Origin of the sequence: Streptosporangium pseudovulgare (assembly GCF_014648055.1) — a bacterium.
GTDB classification, from domain to species: Bacteria; Actinomycetota; Actinomycetes; order Streptosporangiales; family Streptosporangiaceae; genus Streptosporangium; species Streptosporangium pseudovulgare.
Window position 1 is genome coordinate 215,866 of record NZ_BMQJ01000010.1, and the last position, 18,323, is coordinate 234,188.

Genomic DNA, 18,323 nt, shown 5'->3' on the forward strand with positions numbered 1-18,323 from the left:
GCTGATCTTCAGGCTCGCCGCCGCGGGGAGGGGGAGAGCGGTCCCCGGTCACCGGTCCCCCAGGAAGGAGGCCATCTCCACCCGGGTCTCCTCGTGGGGTTCGACCGCCATCGCCCGCCGTACCCGGTCCAGGGCCTCGTCCGGTACGGCCGCCGCCGGCCAGGCGGCCAGCGTGGCCAGGGCCGCGCGCCGGACCCGGGTGACCCGGCTGCGCAGCGCCGCGAGGATCAGCGGCAGCCCGGTGCCGGGAAAGGTGCCGAGCCCGTTCACGACATCCTCCAGAGCCCGATCCGGCGCGAACTCCGCGCCGAGGCCGAAACGGTCGGCGGGCCCTCCGGCCGGGTCCGGCAACGGGAGCAGCCGCTCGGCCAGGTGGCAGAGCCCTTCGATCTCCCGCGGGCCGGCGAGGCGGACGGCGTGGTGCCAGGTGGACTCGTCCAGCGGCTCGACCTCGAGACGGGCGGTCAGCAGCGGGAGGACCGGCAGTGCCAGCCTCTCCGCCGCCCACAGCGCGCGGTCGAAGTCCGTACGGCGCGGATCGGCCAGGTGGGCCCGTACCAGGTCACCCCATCGCGGCTCGGCGGCCAGTTCCTCGTAACGCAGGCGGAGGCGTCGAAGCTCCTCAGCCGGCCAGGAACGATCGTCGCCGGGGTCGCGGAGGAAGGCCAGGATGCTCAGCAGGCTGTCCAGCCTGCCGAGCGTGGCGGGCCGGTCGGCCGCCAGGAAGGCGAAGCGGCCCAGGGCCGGTACGGCGTCGCCATAGTCCGCCATGTCCTCGGCCGGGCCGCCGGCCGCCAGCGCGGCCAGGATCCCCCCTGCGCCGTCGAGCAGGGCGTCGTCGACCTCCGGCACGTTCAGGGCGGAGTACAGGCCGCCGGTGGTGGCGGCGATGTGGGCGAGATACTCGTCCATGATCTCGTTGCGGAAGCCGTCCCGCAGCAGCCAGTCCCTGATCTCCGGATCGTCGCATCCCCTGAGCCGCTCGACCGCGTGGATGCGGCCCCAGCCCCGTACGCGGCGGGCCAGGTCGTACACGGCCCGCCGCCCGTCGGGCAGGGTACGATCGAGCGCGACCGCCGCGTACAGGGTGAACTCCTCCAGGGTGCCGAGCAGGAGCAGCAGGTCGCGGTCGCGTTCGTCCCCGCAGGCGCCCAGCAGCACCAGGCCGGTCTTGACCGCCTCGCGGCGGGTGCCGTGCTCGGCCAGGTGCCGCCCGACCCAGCGGACCCGCTCCGCGGGAAGGGTCCCCTGCCGGAGCCGGTGGACGAGGCCGTCGGCGACGGTGAGGGCGGAGACGCCGGCGAGCAGCTCGTGCAGTCGCACGAGGCCGGCGCGGAAGGGTTCGTCCGAGGTGAGCGCGCCGAGCAGGCCCATGACCTCGGTGACGGCGTCCACGTCAGGGCTGACGCCGAAGTGGTGGGTTCTGATCCCGTCCAGGACGACGCTGGTCATGATCGGATGATCGTCGTCGGGGGGAGGGGGGTCGTCGGGCAGTCGGTGGGCGTCCGCGGGCCACGGGCCCGGGCCGTACCGGACGGACATCTCGAGTGCGTGAGCGAGAAGCGTGGGGCGGTCCTCGATGGGATCGTCGCCCGGCTTCCGCATGCCGGGGTTCACCGGCCGGGGCGGTGGCCGCCCTTCCTGTAGATCATGATCGTCATGATGACCCACGGAGACCGCGACCGCAACGGTGAATCGGCCGGGACCCACGGACCGGCGGATCACCTTCGGCGACGGGGCCGGGGCGCCCGCCGCGGCGCGGTACGGCCCCGGAAAGCAGAAAATCCCAGGCCGTCGGCCTGGGATCTCTTGAGTGGACGATACTGGGATTGAACCAGTGACCTCTTCCGTGTCAGGGAAGCGCTCTCCCGCTGAGCTAATCGTCCGCGTCGAAGCCAGAGGTGGAGACGGGATTTGAACCCGTGTACACGGCTTTGCAGGCCGTTGCCTCGCCTCTCGGCCACTCCACCGAGTGAGGGCGCACGGCCCCCTTCCGAGCGGAAGACGGGATTCGAACCCGCGACCCTCACCTTGGCAAGGTGATGCTCTACCACTGAGCCACTTCCGCGTGCGATTCCGGGGCGACGCCCGGTCTCACGGGTAGAACTCTAGCGAATGGCGGCCGACTCCCCAAACCGGAACGCGCCGGGGCCCCGGAAAGAGGGCCTTCCGGCCCCCTGAATGAGGCACTCCGGCGAGTGGTGAAAGGCGGTGAACCGGGCGACGATGGCGGGGCGGCCACACCGCCTGTAAGGGTCTAACATCACATACGCCAGTTACAATCCACCGCGAGAGAGTGACACCATGCGCGACAACGAGGTCGTGAACGTCGGAACGGAGCCGCTGAGCTTCGACGACGTCGTCAAAGTGGCCCGGCACGGGGCGACGGTGCGCCTGACCGACGACGCCGTGGCGGCCGTGGCCGCGGCCCGCACCCGGGTGGACGAGCTGGCCGAGAGCCCCGTCCCGGCCTACGGCGTCTCCACCGGCTTCGGCGCCCTCGCCACCCGGCACATCGAGCCCTCGCTGCGCGCCCGGCTCCAGCGCTCCCTGATCCGCTCGCACGCCGCCGGGTCGGGGCCCGAGGTGGAGACCGAGGTCACCCGGGCGCTGATGCTGCTGCGCCTGCGCACCCTGGCCACCGGCCACACCGGCGTGCGCCCGAAGACCGCCAAGACGCTCCAGGACCTGCTCAACGCCGGCATCACCCCCGTGGTCCACGAGTACGGCAGCCTCGGCTGCTCCGGCGACCTGGCCCCGCTCTCCCACGTGGCGCTCACGATCATGGGCGAGGGCGTCGTCCGCGACGCCTCCGGGCAGCTGACGGACGCCGCCGAGGCGCTGAAGCAGGCGGGCATCGAGCCGGTGGAGCTGGCCGCCAAGGAGGGCCTCGCCCTGGTCAACGGCACCGACGGCATGCTCGGCATGCTGATCCTGGCCATGGACGACCTCGCCCGGCTGTTCCGCGTCGCCGACATCGGCGCCGCCATGAGCATCGAGGCGCTGCTCGGCACCGACCGCGTCTTCGCCGCCGACCTGCAGGCCCTGCGCCCGCACCCCGGTCAGGCGGCCAGCGCCGCCAACCTCCGCGCGCTGCTGGCCGACTCGCAGATCATGGACTCCCACCGGGACGGCACCTGCACCCGCGTCCAGGACGCCTACTCCCTGCGCTGCGCCCCGCAGGTCGCAGGGGCCGCGCGCGACACCCTGGCGCACGCCGCGTCGGTCGCCGCCCGGGAGCTGGCCTCGGCGATCGACAACCCGGCGGTCCTGGCCGACGGCCGGGTGGAGTCCAACGGCAACTTCCACGGCGCCCCCGTCGGCTACGTGCTGGACTTCCTGGCCATCGCCGCCGCGGACATGGCGAGCATCTCCGAGCGCCGCACCGACCGCATGCTGGACGTCGCCCGCAGCCACGGCCTGCCGGCCTTCCTGGCCGACGACCCCGGCGTGGACTCCGGCCACATGATCGCCCAGTACACCCAGGCGGCGATCGTCTCCGAGCTCAAGCGCCTGGCCGTGCCCGCGAGTGTGGACTCCATCCCCAGCTCCGCGATGCAGGAGGACCACGTCTCCATGGGCTGGTCGGCCGCCCGCAAGCTGCGCCGGTCGGTGGACGGCCTCACCCGGGTGCTGGCGGTGGAGATCCTCACCGCCGCCCGCGCGCTGGACCTGCGGGCGCCCCTGCGGCCCGCCCCCGCCACGGCCGCCGTGGTGGCCTGCCTGCGCCAGGCGGTCTCCGGCCCCGGGCCCGACCGCTTCCTCGCGCCGGAGATCGAGTCGACGGTCCGGCTCGTGGCCGACAACTCGGTCGTCACGGCGGCCGAGGCGGTCATCGGCCCCCTGTCCTGAGCCCCGCCGCCCCGGGACGGGCGGCGGACGGCCGTCAGGAGCCGCCCGGACCGCCGTGCCCCGTGTGGTCCCGCGGGCCGGTCACCGCTCCGCGGGCAGGGCGGCGATCACCTCCACCTCGATCATCAGCCCCGGCTGGAACAGCCGCGACACCTCCACGGTGGTGCTGGCCGGGGGCTCACCGGTGATGTACCGGCCGCGGACGGCCGCGTACTCCAGCAACCGCGACATGTCGGTCAGGTGGGTCCGGATGTGGGTGACGTCGTCGAACGTGCAGCCCTGGTCGGCGAGGATCCGCGCCAGCAGATCCATCACGTGCTCTGACTGGCGGGTCATGTCGTCCTCGCCGACCACCCGTCCCTCCTCGTCCAGCGCCACCTGCCCGGAGACGAACAGCAGGCCCGCCGCCCTCGTCGCGTGCGAGTAGCGGCCGTTGGTGGCCGGGACCGACGCGGGGTTCACCTTGTCCACGCCCCGGCTCCGCACCGCCTCCCCGGCGGTCCCGGCCCGCTCCTCCGCGTGACCGGCGGCGTCCGCGCCGCCCGCCGCGCCGTCGTCCACCCGACCGCCGTCCGCGCCGCCCGCCGTACGGTTCTCCGCATGACCGGCGGCATCCGCCCGGCCCGCCGTGCCGTCCTCCGTACGGCCGGCCGCCCGCAGATGGCCGAAGACCGCCGTCAGGTCCGCGCCGCCCAGCCCCGCCGCGGCCGCCTCCAGCAGCCTGTCCCGGGCCGCCGCCGCGATCGTCCCCGCCCCGGGGGAGGCCAGCGTCAGGTCCTTGGCGGCCAGTCCGAGGGCGTAGCGCGTCCCGGGCGGGCCGTTCTCGACCACCGGCCGTACCCGCTCGACGAGCCCGCCCAGCGGGGTGCCGCCCAGCACGTCCAGCAGCGCGCCGGCGTCCACGCCGCCGGCCTCCGCGCGGGCCAGGGTCTCGGCCAGCAGCACCTGGGCCGGGACCAGGGCGCTCATCACCGCCACCTTGAGCGCGGCCCCGGCGCCCGGCCCGCCCGCCTCCCGGACCCGGCCGAACACCTCCAGCACCTCGCGGCAGCGCGCCAGGTCCTCCGGCGCGCCGCCGGCCAGCACGGTCAGCGTGCCGTCCCGCGCGGGTTCCACGCTGCCCAGCACCGGCGCGTCCACCAGGCCCACCTCCGCGGGGAGCAGCCCGCGGAGCCCGGCCACCGCCTCCGGCCCGATCGTGGACATCTCCACCACCAGCGTCCCCGGGCGCAGGCCGGGGAGCGCCTCGGTGAGCACCCGCCGGACCGCCTCGGGGTCGCTGAGCATGGTGATCACCAGCTCCGCCTCCGCCACCGCGGCGGCGGGGGAGCCGGCGACGGTCGCGCCCTCCGTCGCGCGGGAGGTGCGGTTCCACACCGTGACCTTGTATCCGGCCGCGACGAGGCGGCCGGCCATCGGGGCGCCCATGCGCCCCAGACCGAGGAAAGCAATCATGTGGGCCACCGTACGGAGACCCGTGCCATTCCACCAGCGACTACATTTCATGTCACCCATGCGTAGGAGGAATGTGTTCGACACCGACGCGCTGCGCCTGCTGGACGCCGTGGCGGCCACCGGCTCGTTCACCGCGGCCGCGGCCCGGCTCAACTACACCCAGTCGGCGGTCTCCCGGCGGATCGCCGCCCTGGAGGCGCGGGCGGGCGGCCCGCTGTTCGACCGTCTCGCCCGAGGGGTACGGCTGACCCCGGCCGGGCAGGCGCTGCACCACCACGCCCGGGTGGTGCTGAACCGGCTGGCCCGCGCCGAGGAGGAGCTCGCCGGCATCCACGGCGGGCACCGGGGCACGCTGCGCGTCGGCGCGTTCGCCACCGCCAACGTCGCGCTGGTCCCCGGTGCGCTGCGCGCCTTCGCCGACCGCTTCCCCGACGTGGCCCTCACCCCCGTCGAGGGCCCCAGTGGCGGCCTGCTGCGCCGGATGCGCGAGGGCGAGCTGGACGTCGCGGTGGTCAGCGACTACCCGGCCGGCCTGCCGTACGACGAGGACGTGGAGCTCACCGAGCTGGTGGAGGAGGAGCTGCTGGTCGCGCTGCCCCGCGGGCACCGGCTGGCCGGGGGAGCCGGGGGAGCCGGGGGAGAGGCCGTCGACCTGCGCGAGCTGCGCGAGGAGACCTGGATCGAGGCGCCGTCGCCCGGCGGGACGACCATGCTCGCCCAGGCGTGCGCCCGCGCCGGGTTCGCCCCCCGCGCCACGCTCAGGATCGCCGAGTGGACCGGCAAGTTCGGGTACGTCGCGGCGGGGCTCGGCGTCACCCTGGTGCCCGCCCTGGCCGCGCCCGCCGTACCGGCCGGCCTGGTGCTGCGCTCCCTCGGCGAGCCGGCCCCGCGCCGGACGGTCTCCACCGCGCTGCCCCGCACGCCCCTGCCCGCGGCCCGCGCACTGGTGCGCCTGCTCGCCGAGGCGGCGGGACAATAGCCGCATGCACGACTCGTTCGCCCACGCCGGGGGATTCCTGGCCACCCGGCTCCGCGACGTCACCACCGACGTGTCCGCGCTCGACGGCGAGGGCTGGTGGGCCGTCGTGCTCGACTACGAGGGCAAGGTCACCTGCGCGCGGTTCGACGACGTCCGCCGCGCGCCGCTGCCCGCGCCCCGCCGCCCCTGGCGCGGCCCCGACCCCTCGGCCTGGCGCAGCTCCCTCGACCAGGCCGCCTACGAGGAGGGGGTGCGCCGCGTCCGCGCCCGCATCGAGCGCGGCGAGGTCTACCAGGCGAACCTGTGCCGGGTTCTGACCGCGCCGCTGCCCGGGGACGCGGACCCGCTGGCGCTGGCCGTACGGCTGGCCGAGGGCAACCCCGCCCCGTACGCCGCCACGGTGTGCCTGCCCGGCCGCGGCGTGGTGTCGGCCTCCCCGGAGCTCTACCTGTCGCGGGACGGCGACGTGGTCGAGTCCAGGCCGATCAAGGGGACCGGGGTCACCGCGGACGACCTGCTGGAGAAGGACCGCGCCGAGAACGTGATGATCGTCGACCTGGTCCGCAACGACCTGGGCCGGGTCGCCGAGGTCGGCTCGGTCACCGTGCCGGCCCTGTGCGAGGTCGAGGAGCACCCCGGCCTGGTGCACCTGGTCTCCACGGTCCGGGCCCGGCTCGCCCCCGGGTACGGCTGGCCGGAGCTGCTGGCGGCGACGTTCCCGCCCGGTTCGGTGACCGGCGCGCCGAAATCCACCGCGCTCGGTGTCATCGATGAGCTCGAACCCGAGCCGCGCGGGCCATACTGTGGTGCCGTGGGCTGGGTCGACGCCGACCGGGACCGGGCGTCGCTGGCCGTGGGCATCCGCACTTTCTGGATCTCCTCCGGTGAGATCCGCTTCGGCACCGGCGCGGGCATCACCTGGGGCAGCGATCCACGACGCGAATGGCACGAGACCGAGCTGAAGGCCGCGCGGCTGGTCGCGCTCGCCTCCACATCCGGTTCGGCAGGTTCAGGAGGAAACTGATGAACACCCCCATATGGCTCAACGGGAAACTCGTTCCGGCGGACAGCGCCACGGTGTCGGTCTTCGACCACGGCCTGATGGTCGGCGACGGCGTGTTCGAGACGATCAAATGCGTGAACGGCGTCTCGTTCGCGCTCACCCGCCACCTCGACCGGCTCCGGCTCTCCGCGCGGCGCATGGACCTGCCCGAGCCCGACACCGACGCGATCGCCGAGGGCGTGCGGGCGTGCCTCGCCGAGGCCCCGGCCTGGCCGCTCGGCCGGATCCGCGTCACCTACACCAGCGGCCCCGGGCCGCTCGGCTCCGACCGCGGCGACCAGGGCTGCACCGCCGTGGTGATCGTCGGCGAGCAGAAGCCCTTCCCGGCCACCGCCGACGTCACCGTCGTGCCCTGGCCGCGCAACGAGCGCGGCGCGCTCGCCGGGGTGAAGAGCACCTCTTACGGCGACAACGCCAAGGCCCTCTTCTACGCCAAGGCGCGGGGCGGCGGCGAGGCGATCTTCGCCAACCTCGCCGGGAACCTCTGCGAGGGCACCGGGAGCAACATCTTCATCGTGCGCGACGGGCGGCTGATCACCCCCACCCTGGCCTCCGGCTGTCTGGCCGGGGTCACCCGGGCGCTCACCCTGGAGTGGTGCGGCGGCACCGAGGAGGACGTCCCGCTGTCGGCCCTCTACGAGGCCGAGGAGGCGTTCCTGACCTCCACCACCCGCGACATCCAGCCCATCCGCGCGGTCGACCAGACCGTGCTCCCGGCCGCGCCGGGCCCGATCACCGCCAAGGCGATGCGGGTCTTCGCCGAGCGGGGCGCCGCCGACCTCGACCCGTGATCCGCCGCCGGGCCGCTTCCGCCGCCGACCCGTGATCCGCCGCCGGGCCGCTTCCGGCGGCCCGGCCGTGACGCGCCCGCGGGCCGGAGGCTCCGCCCCGGGGGCGCCGCCGGTCGTACGGCGGCGCCCCCGGGACCGGTCGCGGTCACTCCGCGTACGACACCTGGGTCTGGGCGTTCAGCTCCGCCAGCCTGACCTTCCTCGCCGGGTCGGTCAGCGGGTCGTCGACGCGGAGCACGTCCAGGCCCCGGGTCATGTCGCTGGAGTAGATGTGGCCGTTGTAGTAGTAGGCCGACCACGAGCCGCCCGCCCGGCCGTCGCCGAGGGGGCCGCGCTCGAAGAAGCCGATCTCCCTCGGTCGCGCCGCGTCGGTGAAGTCCCAGATCGACACCCCGCCCTGGTACCACGACTGGACCATGACGTCCCGGCCGGGGACCGGCAGCAGCGATCCGTTGTGCGCGACGCAGTTCTCCCCGGGCCGCTGCTCGCGGGGGATCTTGAAGTAGGAGCGGAGCCGGAGGCTCCGGCCGCCGACGACGTCGTACACGGCGCTGGCGCCACGGTTCGCCGGGGTGCCGGCGTCGCAGGTGGCGACGATGCCGCCGCCCAGCTCGTCACCGAAGACCACCTTGCCGGCGGCGTTGTCGAAGGTGGCCGAGTGCCACAGCGCGAAGTTCTCCTCGTCGCGCACCCGCTGGAGCACCTTCGGGCGGACGCGGTCGGAGATGTCCAGCAGGAACCCGTCTCCGAAGCAGGCCGCCGCCGCCAGGTCCTTCTCCGGATAGACCGTGATGTCGTGGCAGCCCGCGGGGTGATCCACGTCTTCGATGCCGGAGATCCGGGGCCGCGCGACCACCTTGGCCGCCGCCGGCCTCCCGACCGGCACCTCCACCACCGAGAACCTGTCGTGCGGCGCCGGGCAGGTCCGGGAGTCCGGCTCGGGGCCGGGGGAGGAGACGTAGAGGTACACGGTCCCCGGGTCGTCTCCGGGCACGAGGGTGTGGGTGTGGGAGCCGCACTCGGTGCGGACCGCCGAGACGAAGGCGGGACGGGCCTTGTCGGTGATGTCGAAGATCCGGATGCCCTCCCACCCCTCGCCGACCCGGGTCGCGCCCGGGTCGGTGTCGCACCGCTGTCCGCGGCGGGGGGAGTCGATCGACAGGAACAGCAGGTTGCCGTGCACCGACACGTCGTTCTGCGCGCCGGGGCACAGCACCCGGCTGACCACCGCGGGCCTTTCCGGGTTCGCGATGTCGTAGACGGTGAAGCCGTCGTAGTTGCCGGCGAACGCGTAGTCACCCTGGAAGGCCAGGTCGGTGCCCCATGACTCGGGGCCGTCGAACGGCGCCGCGGGCGGGACGTTGGCCACGTGGGTGACGTTGGGACTGTGCGCCACATCCTCGGCCGCCGGGCCGCCGGGGGTCCGCGCCGGCGAGGCGGCCCGGGATCCCCCGGGAGTCGCGGACTCCGCGTGTTCCGCGGGTTCGGGGCCGGCGGCGCATCCCGCCGCGAGCAGGAGGGCGGTCAGTCCCAGTACCACGGTCGATCGCACGGGGTCCCCATCATGTCGGCGGCCTTCGCCCCATTATGGGAGCAGCACGCCGTACGTGGAGATCGCAACGGAAGCCGTACGTCGCATGCCGTACGCGGGGCCCGACGCGCCCGCCGTCGTTGCGGCGGGCGTCGGACGGCGTCGGGTGAAGAGGTTCAGGAACTCCAGAGCATGTTGCTGAGCTCGGCGTCGAGATCCATGAAGTCGGCCTCCCGGCCGGCCGGCACGAGTTCGTAGGTGCGGTGCAGGAACTCCGTCAGCGGAGCCAGCGGCACCTCGAACAGGGCCTGTCCGAACGGGGAGGTGAGGCTGATGTGCAGGGTGCGCTCGCCGTCGGCGCGCGCGGGCCACACCTGGACGTCGCCGTCGCCGACGCGCCTTACGATGCCCACGGTCAGCAACTCGCGGGCGAAGATCCACTCGACCGGTTCGTCGTTTCCCACATGGAATGCCATTCTGATCGCGTACGGGTCATCGGCTGTGTAGCTGAGACCGGCGAGCAGGGGGACGGTGGTACGGTCGGGGACCACAAGCCGAAGGCCAAGCTCGGCGGAGACGGTGGAGCTGTTCATCGTCAGCCAAACCTTTTTCGTCGTAGGTCCCCTCTGCGGGGCTTTCACTGCTCTGGCGGACTGTGTCCCGAGCTATGACGCGGAACAAAGAAACCTGTAGGAAAGATTCCGCCTCCAGGCCCTTCTGTAACACACATCACAGCGCGACATTTGGGCCTCTACCTGGCTAAACATCTCCAACAGGGCCATATTTACAAGGGTTTTGCGTATCGTTTTGGTCACCGTCGACTCCCTGGACGGGGCGTCTCGGGCATAGGGGGTCAGCCTGGGCTGGTTCAGTGCTTCTTCGGACTAGGACGATGCTATGACACCGTAGCCCCCCGGTGGACGCATCCTCCGATCTTTGGGCGGTCATCGTGTCGCCCTCGCGATCACCCGGCGCCCCCGGGGCTCGCTTCGCGAGAACGCCGGGAGTGCTGTATGGTTTTCCACGTCGGCACCGCAAGGCGCCGGACAGGGCGGGCGATTAGCTCAGCGGGAGAGCGCTTCGTTCACACCGAAGAGGTCACTGGTTCGATCCCAGTATCGCCCACCGGCTCAGAGGCCGCTTCCCAATCGGGAAGCGGCCTTTTTGATCTTCTGCGTGACCGACCGGGTGACTACGTCCCGCCGTCACCCCTCGGGAAGACGCGATCCATCGCCTCGGCGCCCTCCGGCGGCACCGGCCGGAGCTGCCTGCGATAGACCGTCTCGGTCACGGTCGTGCTCCCGTGGCCGACCAGGCGCGAGATGCTCTCCAGGGGCACCCCGCCGTCGAGCGGCGGCGACAGGAAGCCGTGCCGCATCTCCCGGGAACCCACTCGCCCGCCGGGATCACGAGTCGCTGACGCGCGGGCGGATCCGCCCGGTGTCGCAATCGCGACATGGCGGACAAACGGCACGTGTGACACCTGGCGCACCAGGCATCCCATCACCCACTCTCGTGCTCACTAGTTGTTGCTACGAGAGGTTTCACCCCCATGCACTGGTCCGCCCATGTGACGGTGGCAGGAGTCACCACCGCCGCCCTGTTGAGCCCTCCGTTACCCGCGGCCGCGGCCGAGCCCGCCGGCGGGAGCGTCCACCGGGTCACGCTGATCACCGGGGACGTGGTGACCGTCAGGCAGGCCGAACAGGGCAGGCACACGGTCGAGGTGAAGCCGGGGCCGGGCCGTGAGCGGATGGCGTTCCACACCACCGAGGAGAACGGCGAGCTGCGGGTCCTGCCCAAGGACATCATCCCCTTCCTGGCGGCCAAGCGGCTGGACCCGAGCCTGTTCTCGGTCACCCGGCTGATCGCCCAGGGGTACGACGACGCGAAGACGGACAAGCTGCCGCTGCTGTTCCTCTACGACGGCTCCGCGCCGAAGAGCGCGACCGCGCCCGAGCTGGAGAGCGTGAACGGCCGGGTCGTCGCCGCCGACAAGCGCACGATCGGTCAGCTGTGGAAGTCGCTCGACGAGCAGCGGGCCACGCTGTCGCAGGGCGTGACGCAGATCTGGCTGGACGCCAAGGTCAAGGCCACGCTCGACCACAGCGTGCCGCAGGTGGGTGCGCCGGAGGCGTGGCGGGCCGGGTTCGACGGCAAGGGCGTCAAGGTCGCCGTGCTGGACAGCGGCGTCGACGCCACCCACCCCGACCTGGCCGGACGCGTCAAGCAGACCAAGGCGTTCACCGGCGAGCCGAGCGTCCAGGACGGCAACGGGCACGGCACCCACGTGGCCGCCACCATCGCGGGCGGCGACGGCAGGAAGGGCGTCGCCCCCGGTGTCGAGCTGATGGTCGGCAAGGTGCTCGGCGACGACGGCTCGGGCACCCTGTCCAGCGCCATCGAGGGCATGGAGTGGGCCGTCGCCGAAGGCGCGTCGGTGATCAACATGAGCTTCGGCGGCGGCGCCACGGACGGCACCGACCCGCTCAGCGTCGCCGTCGACACCCTCACCGAGCGCACCGGCGCCCTGTTCGTGGTCGCGGCGGGGAACGACGGCTCGGCCTACTCCATCGGCACTCCCGGCGCGGCGACCTCGGCGCTGACCGTCGGCGCGGTCGACGGCAAGGACGCGCTCGCGGAGTTCTCCAGCCGGGGCCCGCGCCTGGACGACGCGCCCAAGCCCGACCTCACCGCCCCTGGCGTGGCCATCGTCGCGGCCCGCGCCACGGGCACCGCCATGGGCGATCCGGTCGACGAGCGCTACACGGCCGCGTCCGGCACCTCGATGGCCACACCGCACGTGGCCGGGGCCGCCGCGATCGTCAAGCAGCGCCACCCCGACTGGACGGCGAAGCAGATCAAGGACGCGCTGGTCGGCTCGGCCAAGCCCATCGCCGGTCAGCAGATCGACGACGCCGGCGCGGGCCGCCTGGACGTGGCCCGCGCGGTGCGCCAGGGCGTGACCGCGACCGGCGTGGTCGACCTCGGCAAGCACCAGCAGGGCGAGGGCCCGGCCACGGCCGAGGGCACGATCACCTACACCAACGGCACGGCCGCCCCGGTCACGCTGGAGCTGGCCGGCACGCTCGACGGGGCCGAGCTCAGCGCCAAGACCGTGACGGTCGCGGCGGGCGGCACCGCCGACGTCAAGGTCACGGTGGACCTGGCCACGCTCTCCTTCGGCCGGTACGGCGGGCTGGTCACCGCCACGGCGGGCGCGGAGCAGGTGCACACCACGCTGGCGCTGACCTGGAAGGGACCGCAGCACACGGTCCGCTTCACCGCCATCGACGCCGCGGGCGAGCCGACCGGCGCCGACACGCTGTCGATGTTCGGCGCGTCGCAGCAGGACGACGTCTTCACCTGGCTGCCCGAGGAAGGGCTGACCGTGGAGGTGTCCGAGGGCACCTACATGACGCAGTCGCTCAACCTGGGCGGCGGCTGGGGCCGGATGCACCCGCGTGACGGCATGGTCGTCATCCCCGAGCTCAAGGTCGACCGCGACCTGGACGTGGTGCTCGACTTCCGCAAGACCACCCCGGTGACCATCAAGACCAGGGAACCCGCCGAGCAGGTGGGCATCTACACCTACTTCACCTATCGCGCGTTCGGCTCGCGCAAGATCTCCCAGGGCGTCATGAACTTCGACGTCATCGAGGGGCTCAACGTCTCACCGACCCAGCCGGTGCGTGACGGCTCGTTCGAGTTCGCGTCGCGCTGGCAGCTCGTCGCGCCGAAGCTCACCGCCCGCGTGCCCGGTACGGCGCAGCCGTACCCGATGGGGTTCCTGGGCGGGTCGCCGGGCGTGGAGGGGCGGCACATGTGGCGGCTCGCCGACGGGGCGGCCGGGTCCAAGGGCAAGGCCGCGGTCATCCGCAGCGAGGACATCGACTGGGCCGACCCGTCCGCGGCCGCGATCAAGGCGGGAGCGGTCGCCGTGATCCTGGTGCTGTCCCCTGACGACGCATTCGGGCGTGGCTGGAAGCCGGTCGGCGCCGACCTGCCGATCCCGGCGCTGGTGGTCGCCGGCGACGACGGTCAGCGCATGCTGGAGCGGATGAAGAAGGGCAACGCGAAGCTCGAGGTCACGGGGATGATGAACTCGCCCTACCTCTACGACGTCATGCAGGTCTCCGATGGCCGCGTGCCGGACAAGATCGTGTACGAGGTGAACGACAGCAACACCGCACGTGTTGACACGACATATGCCGACAACGGGGGCTTCGCCTGGGCCAAGGAACAGCGCTTCGGCTGGCGTCCGTGGCAGTCGTACTCGCTCGGCCAGCAGATGGAGACCCAGCGGATCGTCAAGACCCCGCTGCGCCGCACCGAGTACGTCAGCGCCAACGGCTCCTTCTGGCAGCACCTCGTCAACCACCAGTACGTCTGGGACGAGATGGGCCGGCTGCTCGACGGTATGACCGAGCAGCCGCGCACCTACCGGCCCGGCGCGCGGACCAGCGAGAGCTGGCACGCCCCGGTGGTCCGCCCGGCGATCCCCGCCTGGATCACGCCCTCCACCCGGGAGGGCGACACGATGGAGATCCGGATCCCCGAGTTCGTGGACTCCTCCGGCCACGTCTCCCGCGCGGGCGTCGACAACGACACCGCGTCGGCCCGGTTCTTCCGCGACGGCACGCTGGTGGCGGAGCGCGACGCGGCCTGGGGCGCGTTCCCCGCGTCGCCGCGGGAGGCCGCCTACCGGCTGGAGCTGTCCACCAAGCGCACCTCGGACGAGTGGACCACGGCGACCGCGACCGAGACGGCCTGGACGTTCCGCTCCAAGCCCGGCGATCGGGTGCTGCCGCTGCTGCAGGTCGACTATGACGTGCGCCCGGAACGCCCTGGTCTGGTGGGCTTCGCCGTACGGCATCAGGAGGGCGTGAGCGGGGCGCGCGCGAAGGACCTGAAGCTGGAGCTGTCGTACGACGACGGCGCGACGTGGCGCGAGCAGCCGGTGATCGCGCTCGGCGGCGGACGCTACAACGCGATCGTCCTGCGCCCGCACCCGTCGCTGCGGGTCACCGCCACCGACTCGGCCGGCAACACGGTCAAGCAGACGGTGATCAGGGCCTACTGATCGGTCAGAGCCAGTTCTCGCGGGCGGCGTGCCAGGCCAGTTGCATCCGGGTCTGCGCACCCGCCCGCTCCATCAGGTAGGCGATCCTGCGCTGCACCGTACGGTGCGAGATCTTGAGCTGGGTGGCGATCGACTTGTCCGGGACACCCGCGACCAGCAGCGACAGCAGGTAGAGATGGTCGGCGTCGAGCGAACTGCCCGGGCTGGTGAGGCTGATCGGGGTGGCCCGCTCCCACAGGCTCTCGAACAGCGCCTTGAGGGCGTCGAGCAGGCTGCTGGGCCTGATCAGCGCGGCGGTGAGCTGGGTCAGGCCGTCGGTGTGCTGGATGAGCGGGAGCACCCCGAGCTCGCCGTCCGCGATGATCATCCGCACCGGCAGGGCGGGCAGCGCGCGAGCCTGCTCTCCCAGCGTGATGCCGTCGGCGAGGTTGACCAGCATGCCGGGCTCCTCCAGCAACGCCCCTTCGTAGATGACGCGGTAGCCGACGCCGCGCCGCAGCGCCGCGAGCTCCTCGCTGTTCTCCTGCGAGGTCATCGCCACGTGCCCGGCCCGGCAGAAGCTGAGCACCTCGTGCCGGGCGCCGTCCTGCAGCAGCCGGAGCTGCTCGCGCAGCGCCGTGCGGCTGGTGATCACCTCGATGAGCTGCGCCGCCTCGCGGCGCCGCGCGTGTGCGAGATACTCCCCCGTGAGCTGCTCCATGGCCTGCCGCGCCCGGTCGACCTCGGCCTGCCGCCGGTGCAGCCGGGCCGCGAGCGCGACGTCGGGAGCGACCGCCGTGAACCGGCCGGGATCTCCCGGCACGGCTCGCGCCAGCCCCTTGGCCAGCAACGAGCCGAGCGCCTGCCGCGCGACCTCGGCTGCCACGCCCAGTTCCTCGGCCAGGGCGTCGGGCTCGACCTCGGTGGTTCTGACCAGCAGCCGGTAGGCGGCTTCCTCCTCCGCGCCCAGCCCCGCCGCGCTCAGCATGTGCCGCACACGACCCGATCCAGATTCACCCGGCCATTGTAGAGAGGAGCCGCCAGGTGATGATCGGGTCGGTGATGGCGGCGTCCCCGGCCGGCGGGAACGCCTCGCCGAGGATGAGCGCCGGCGTGCAGTCCTCCTCGAACGGAGGATCTCCGGCCGGGCGCCTCGCGGCCCCGCCCGGACGTTTCACTCGCTTACCCGCGGGTAAGGCGCGCTGACCTGCTCTTATAGCTCGGGGAGGAACTGTCGCATGGATGCCAGCAAGCCCGCCAAGGCGGTCAAGGATGTTGTGAAGAACGCCGCCGAGAAGGTGGCCGACGCTCTGATGCCGGATGTCCCCGGCTCGCCGGGCAGCGCCCCGCCGACCGTGGAGGAGCCGACGACGCCGCGCGACCCGTTGCCGCCGAAGAAGGAACAGGGGGCTCCCGCGACCGTCACGCCGACCGGGGCGGAGACCGGCGCGCCCACCACGTCGAAGGGTCAGCAGGGCGCCTACCTCACCACCGCGCAGGGCGCGCGGCTGCGCGACACCGACCACTCGCTGAAGGCCGGTGAGCGCGGCCCGACCCTGCTGCAGGACCACCATCTGCGCGAGAAGATCACCCACTTCGACCACGAGCGCATCCCCGAGCGCGTCGTCCACGCCCGGGGCGCCGGCGCCCACGGCGTGTTCGAGGCCTACGGCACCGCCGAGGCGGTGACCAGGGCCGGTTTCCTCAAGAAGGGGCGGAAGACCGACGTCTTCGTACGGTTCTCCACCGTCCTCGGCTCGCGCGGATCGGCCGACACCGTCCGCGACACCCGCGGCTTCGCGACGAAGTTCTACACCGACGAGGGCACCTTCGACCTCGTCGCCAACAACATCCCGGTCTTCTTCATCCAGGACGGCATCAAGTTCCCCGACGTCATCCACGCCGGCAAGCCGCACCCGGACCGGGAGATCCCGCAGGCGCAGAGCGCGCACGACACGTTCTGGGACTTCGTCTCCCTGCACACCGAGGCGCAGCACCACACCATGTGGAACATGTCCGACCGCGGTATCCCGCGCTCCTTCCGGATGATGGAGGGCTTCGGCGTCCACACCTTCCGGCTGGTCAACGACGCCGGGGAGACGGTGCTGGTCAAGTTCCACTGGAAGCCCAAGCTCGGCGTGCACTCCCTGACCTGGGAGGAGGCGCAGATGCTCGGCGGCATGGACCCCGACTTCCACCGCCGCGACCTCTACGACGCGATCGAGGCCGGCGCCCACCCCGAGTGGGAGCTCGGCATCCAGGTGTTCCCCGACACCCCGGACGAGACCTTCGAGGGCATCGACCTGCTCGACCCGACCAAGATCGTGCCGGAGGAGCTCGCGCCGGTGCAGCCGATCGGGAGGATGACGCTCAACCGGACGCCCACGAACTTCTTCGCCGAGGTCGAGCAGGTCGCCTTCCACGTCGGCCATCTGCCGCCGGGCATCGACGTCACCAACGACCCGCTGCTGCAGGTGCGGCTGTTCTCCTACGTCGACACGCAGATCACGCGGCTGGGCGGTCCGAACTTCGCGCAGATCCCGGTCAACCGGCCGCGCTGCCCGGTCAACGACATGCTCCGGGACGGCTTCCACCAGCACGCCGTCCACGCCGGGGTCGCGCCGTACCGGCCGAACTCCCTCGACGGCGGCAACCCGTTCGTCGCGAGCGACGGTGAGCACGCGTTCGTCGACGTGCCGGTCCAGGTCGCCCAGGCGCGCAAGGTCCGCGCCAACCCCGTGTCCTTCGACGACCACTTCAGCCAGGTCCGCCTGTTCTGGCGGAGCATGTCGCCGGTGGAGAAGGAGCACATCATCCGCGCCTACACCTTCGAGCTGGGCAAGTGCTACGAGCAGGCGATCAAGGAGCGCCAGCTCCAGTGCCTGGCGAACATCGACCCGGTTCTCTGCCGGGAGGTCGCCACCGGGCTGGGCCTGCCCGCGCCGGAGCCGACGCTGCCGATCACCGACCCGGCGCCCAGCCCCGCGCTCTCGCAGGTGGGCGGGGAGTGGCCGGCCGACGGCCGCATCGTCGGCGTCGTCGTCGACGACGACGCCGACCTCGACGGCGTGCGCGAGCTGCGCGCGGCCGTGTTCGCCGCCGGCATGGTGCCGCTGCTGATCGCCCCGCACGGCGGCATGGTGGGGGACATGCCCGTGCAGCGGACCTTCGCCACCGCCCGGTCGATCGAGTTCGACGCGCTGCTGCTGGCCGCCGCGCCGGCGCCGGCGCCGGACGCCGTACCCGCGCGTGACGCCAAGGCGGGCGCGGGCGGCTCCGCCGCGGTGGACCCGCGCGTGACTCTCATGATCGACGAGTGCTGGCGGCACGCCAAGGCGATCGGCGCCTGGGGCGCCGGCGTGGCCGCGCTGGAGAGCGCCGGGATCACCGGCACGCCGGGCATCGTCCGCGGTGACTCCGCCACGGAGGTCCTCGACGGCGTGCGCGGGCTGATGGCCGCCCACCGGATCTGGGAGCGGTTCCCCGCCTCGGTCTCCTGACGTCCCGCACCCGGCGACGAGGGCGTGACGGCCCCCGGCCGTCCGCCGGACGTCACCGGGAACGCGCAGACGGGGCCGCGGCCCGCCGCC

General features: G+C 72.7%; 13 protein-coding genes and 4 tRNA genes. 7 read left to right on the forward strand and 10 right to left on the reverse strand.

The genetic code is table 11. The annotated features are described in order from the left end of the window. Window positions 1–48: 48 nt before the first annotated feature. From IEZ10_RS21010 to IEZ10_RS21025, 4 genes are all read right to left on the reverse strand, one after another. Window positions 49–1,452, reverse strand: coding sequence for a hypothetical protein (locus tag IEZ10_RS21010; RefSeq protein WP_189248199.1), 1,404 nt, complete (start codon window positions 1,450–1,452; stop codon window positions 49–51). Window positions 1,453–1,814: 362 nt separating this feature from the next. Continuing rightward, window positions 1,815–1,886: transfer RNA gene (locus IEZ10_RS21015), tRNA-Val, on the reverse strand. A gap of 13 nt (window positions 1,887–1,899) precedes the next feature. Beyond that, window positions 1,900–1,970: transfer RNA gene (locus IEZ10_RS21020), tRNA-Cys, on the reverse strand. Window positions 1,971–1,996: 26 nt separating this feature from the next. Then, window positions 1,997–2,068: transfer RNA gene (locus IEZ10_RS21025), tRNA-Gly, on the reverse strand. A gap of 236 nt (window positions 2,069–2,304) precedes the next feature. On the opposite strand from IEZ10_RS21025, the gene hutH reads away from it, so the two are divergent. Then, window positions 2,305–3,852, forward strand: coding sequence for a histidine ammonia-lyase (hutH, locus tag IEZ10_RS21030; protein ID WP_189248200.1), 1,548 nt, complete (start codon window positions 2,305–2,307; stop codon window positions 3,850–3,852). An 81-nt stretch (window positions 3,853–3,933) separates the two neighbouring features. Here the strand turns inward: hutH and IEZ10_RS21035 are convergent, their stop codons facing one another. Beyond that, a complete protein-coding gene (locus IEZ10_RS21035) occupies window positions 3,934–5,307 on the reverse strand; it encodes an NAD(P)-binding domain-containing protein (protein ID WP_189248201.1) in 1,374 nt (457 codons plus the stop codon). A 58-nt stretch (window positions 5,308–5,365) separates the two neighbouring features. Here IEZ10_RS21035 and IEZ10_RS21040 point away from each other — a divergent pair, with 58 nt between their 5' ends. From IEZ10_RS21040 to IEZ10_RS21050, 3 genes are read left to right on the forward strand one after another with little or no spacing between them, the layout of a single operon-like run. Continuing rightward, window positions 5,366–6,286, forward strand: a complete 921-nt coding sequence (locus IEZ10_RS21040; protein WP_229811476.1) for a LysR family transcriptional regulator — start codon at window positions 5,366–5,368, stop codon at window positions 6,284–6,286. Between the two features lie 4 nt (window positions 6,287–6,290). Beyond that, complete coding sequence (locus tag IEZ10_RS21045) at window positions 6,291–7,310, forward strand: chorismate-binding protein (protein WP_189248202.1); 1,020 nt, start codon at window positions 6,291–6,293, stop codon at window positions 7,308–7,310. After that, complete coding sequence (locus tag IEZ10_RS21050; protein ID WP_189248203.1) at window positions 7,310–8,140, forward strand: aminotransferase class IV; 831 nt, start codon at window positions 7,310–7,312, stop codon at window positions 8,138–8,140. Before IEZ10_RS21045 ends, IEZ10_RS21050 begins: the two co-directional genes overlap by 1 nt. Window positions 8,141–8,285: 145 nt before the next feature. Here the strand turns inward: IEZ10_RS21050 and IEZ10_RS21055 are convergent, their stop codons facing one another. Together IEZ10_RS21055 and IEZ10_RS21060 are read right to left on the reverse strand one after the other, a co-directional pair. After that, window positions 8,286–9,692 (reverse strand): LVIVD repeat-containing protein, encoded by a 1,407-nt coding sequence (locus IEZ10_RS21055; protein WP_189248204.1) that lies wholly within the window; start codon window positions 9,690–9,692, stop codon window positions 8,286–8,288. A 155-nt stretch (window positions 9,693–9,847) separates the two neighbouring features. After that, the gene (locus IEZ10_RS21060) at window positions 9,848–10,264 is read right to left on the reverse strand and encodes an SsgA family sporulation/cell division regulator (protein WP_179827758.1); all 417 of its coding nucleotides are present in this window, start codon (window positions 10,262–10,264) and stop codon (window positions 9,848–9,850) included. A gap of 460 nt (window positions 10,265–10,724) precedes the next feature. Between IEZ10_RS21060 and IEZ10_RS21065 the strand changes: the two genes are divergently transcribed. Beyond that, a tRNA-Val gene (locus IEZ10_RS21065) sits at window positions 10,725–10,796 on the forward strand. Window positions 10,797–10,863: 67 nt separating this feature from the next. On the opposite strand, the gene IEZ10_RS21070 is transcribed toward IEZ10_RS21065, so the two are convergent. After that, entirely contained in the window at window positions 10,864–11,049 is a 186-nt protein-coding gene (locus tag IEZ10_RS21070) for a site-specific integrase (protein ID WP_189248205.1), read from the reverse strand. A gap of 174 nt (window positions 11,050–11,223) precedes the next feature. Between IEZ10_RS21070 and IEZ10_RS21075 the strand changes: the two genes are divergently transcribed. Further along, window positions 11,224–14,754, forward strand: a complete 3,531-nt coding sequence (locus tag IEZ10_RS21075; RefSeq protein ID WP_189248206.1) for a S8 family peptidase — start codon at window positions 11,224–11,226, stop codon at window positions 14,752–14,754. A 4-nt stretch (window positions 14,755–14,758) separates the two neighbouring features. Here IEZ10_RS21075 and IEZ10_RS21080 read toward each other — a convergent pair whose 3' ends face one another. Both IEZ10_RS21080 and IEZ10_RS21085 read right to left on the reverse strand, forming a co-directional pair. After that, window positions 14,759–15,721: a helix-turn-helix domain-containing protein gene (locus IEZ10_RS21080; RefSeq protein WP_189248297.1), complete on the reverse strand. Its 963-nt coding sequence runs from the start codon at window positions 15,719–15,721 to the stop codon at window positions 14,759–14,761. 25 nt (window positions 15,722–15,746) lie between these two features. After that, a complete protein-coding gene (locus tag IEZ10_RS21085) occupies window positions 15,747–15,911 on the reverse strand; it encodes a hypothetical protein (protein ID WP_189248207.1) in 165 nt (54 codons plus the stop codon). 60 nt (window positions 15,912–15,971) lie between these two features. Here IEZ10_RS21085 and IEZ10_RS21090 point away from each other — a divergent pair, with 60 nt between their 5' ends. Further along, window positions 15,972–18,233 (forward strand): catalase, encoded by a 2,262-nt coding sequence (locus tag IEZ10_RS21090; RefSeq protein ID WP_189248208.1) that lies wholly within the window; start codon window positions 15,972–15,974, stop codon window positions 18,231–18,233. Window positions 18,234–18,323 lie beyond the last annotated feature (90 nt).

Excerpts from the sequence above, each read along its gene's own strand:
- IEZ10_RS21010 (WP_189248199.1), bottom strand. The coding sequence starts at position 1,452 with ATGACCAGCGTCGTCCTGGACGGGATCAGAACCCACCACTTCGGCGTC.
- hutH (WP_189248200.1), top strand. The coding sequence starts at position 2,305 with ATGCGCGACAACGAGGTCGTGAACGTCGGAACGGAGCCGCTGAGCTTC.
- IEZ10_RS21035 (WP_189248201.1), bottom strand. The coding sequence starts at position 5,307 with ATGATTGCTTTCCTCGGTCTGGGGCGCATGGGCGCCCCGATGGCCGGC.
- IEZ10_RS21040 (WP_229811476.1), top strand. The coding sequence starts at position 5,366 with ATGCGTAGGAGGAATGTGTTCGACACCGACGCGCTGCGCCTGCTGGAC.
- IEZ10_RS21045 (WP_189248202.1), top strand. The coding sequence starts at position 6,291 with ATGCACGACTCGTTCGCCCACGCCGGGGGATTCCTGGCCACCCGGCTC.
- IEZ10_RS21050 (WP_189248203.1), top strand. The coding sequence starts at position 7,310 with ATGAACACCCCCATATGGCTCAACGGGAAACTCGTTCCGGCGGACAGC.
- IEZ10_RS21060 (WP_179827758.1), bottom strand. The coding sequence starts at position 10,264 with ATGAACAGCTCCACCGTCTCCGCCGAGCTTGGCCTTCGGCTTGTGGTC.
- IEZ10_RS21070 (WP_189248205.1), bottom strand. The coding sequence starts at position 11,049 with ATGCGGCACGGCTTCCTGTCGCCGCCGCTCGACGGCGGGGTGCCCCTG.
- IEZ10_RS21075 (WP_189248206.1), top strand. The coding sequence starts at position 11,224 with ATGCACTGGTCCGCCCATGTGACGGTGGCAGGAGTCACCACCGCCGCC.
- IEZ10_RS21080 (WP_189248297.1), bottom strand. The coding sequence starts at position 15,721 with ATGCTGAGCGCGGCGGGGCTGGGCGCGGAGGAGGAAGCCGCCTACCGG.
- IEZ10_RS21090 (WP_189248208.1), top strand. The coding sequence starts at position 15,972 with ATGGATGCCAGCAAGCCCGCCAAGGCGGTCAAGGATGTTGTGAAGAAC.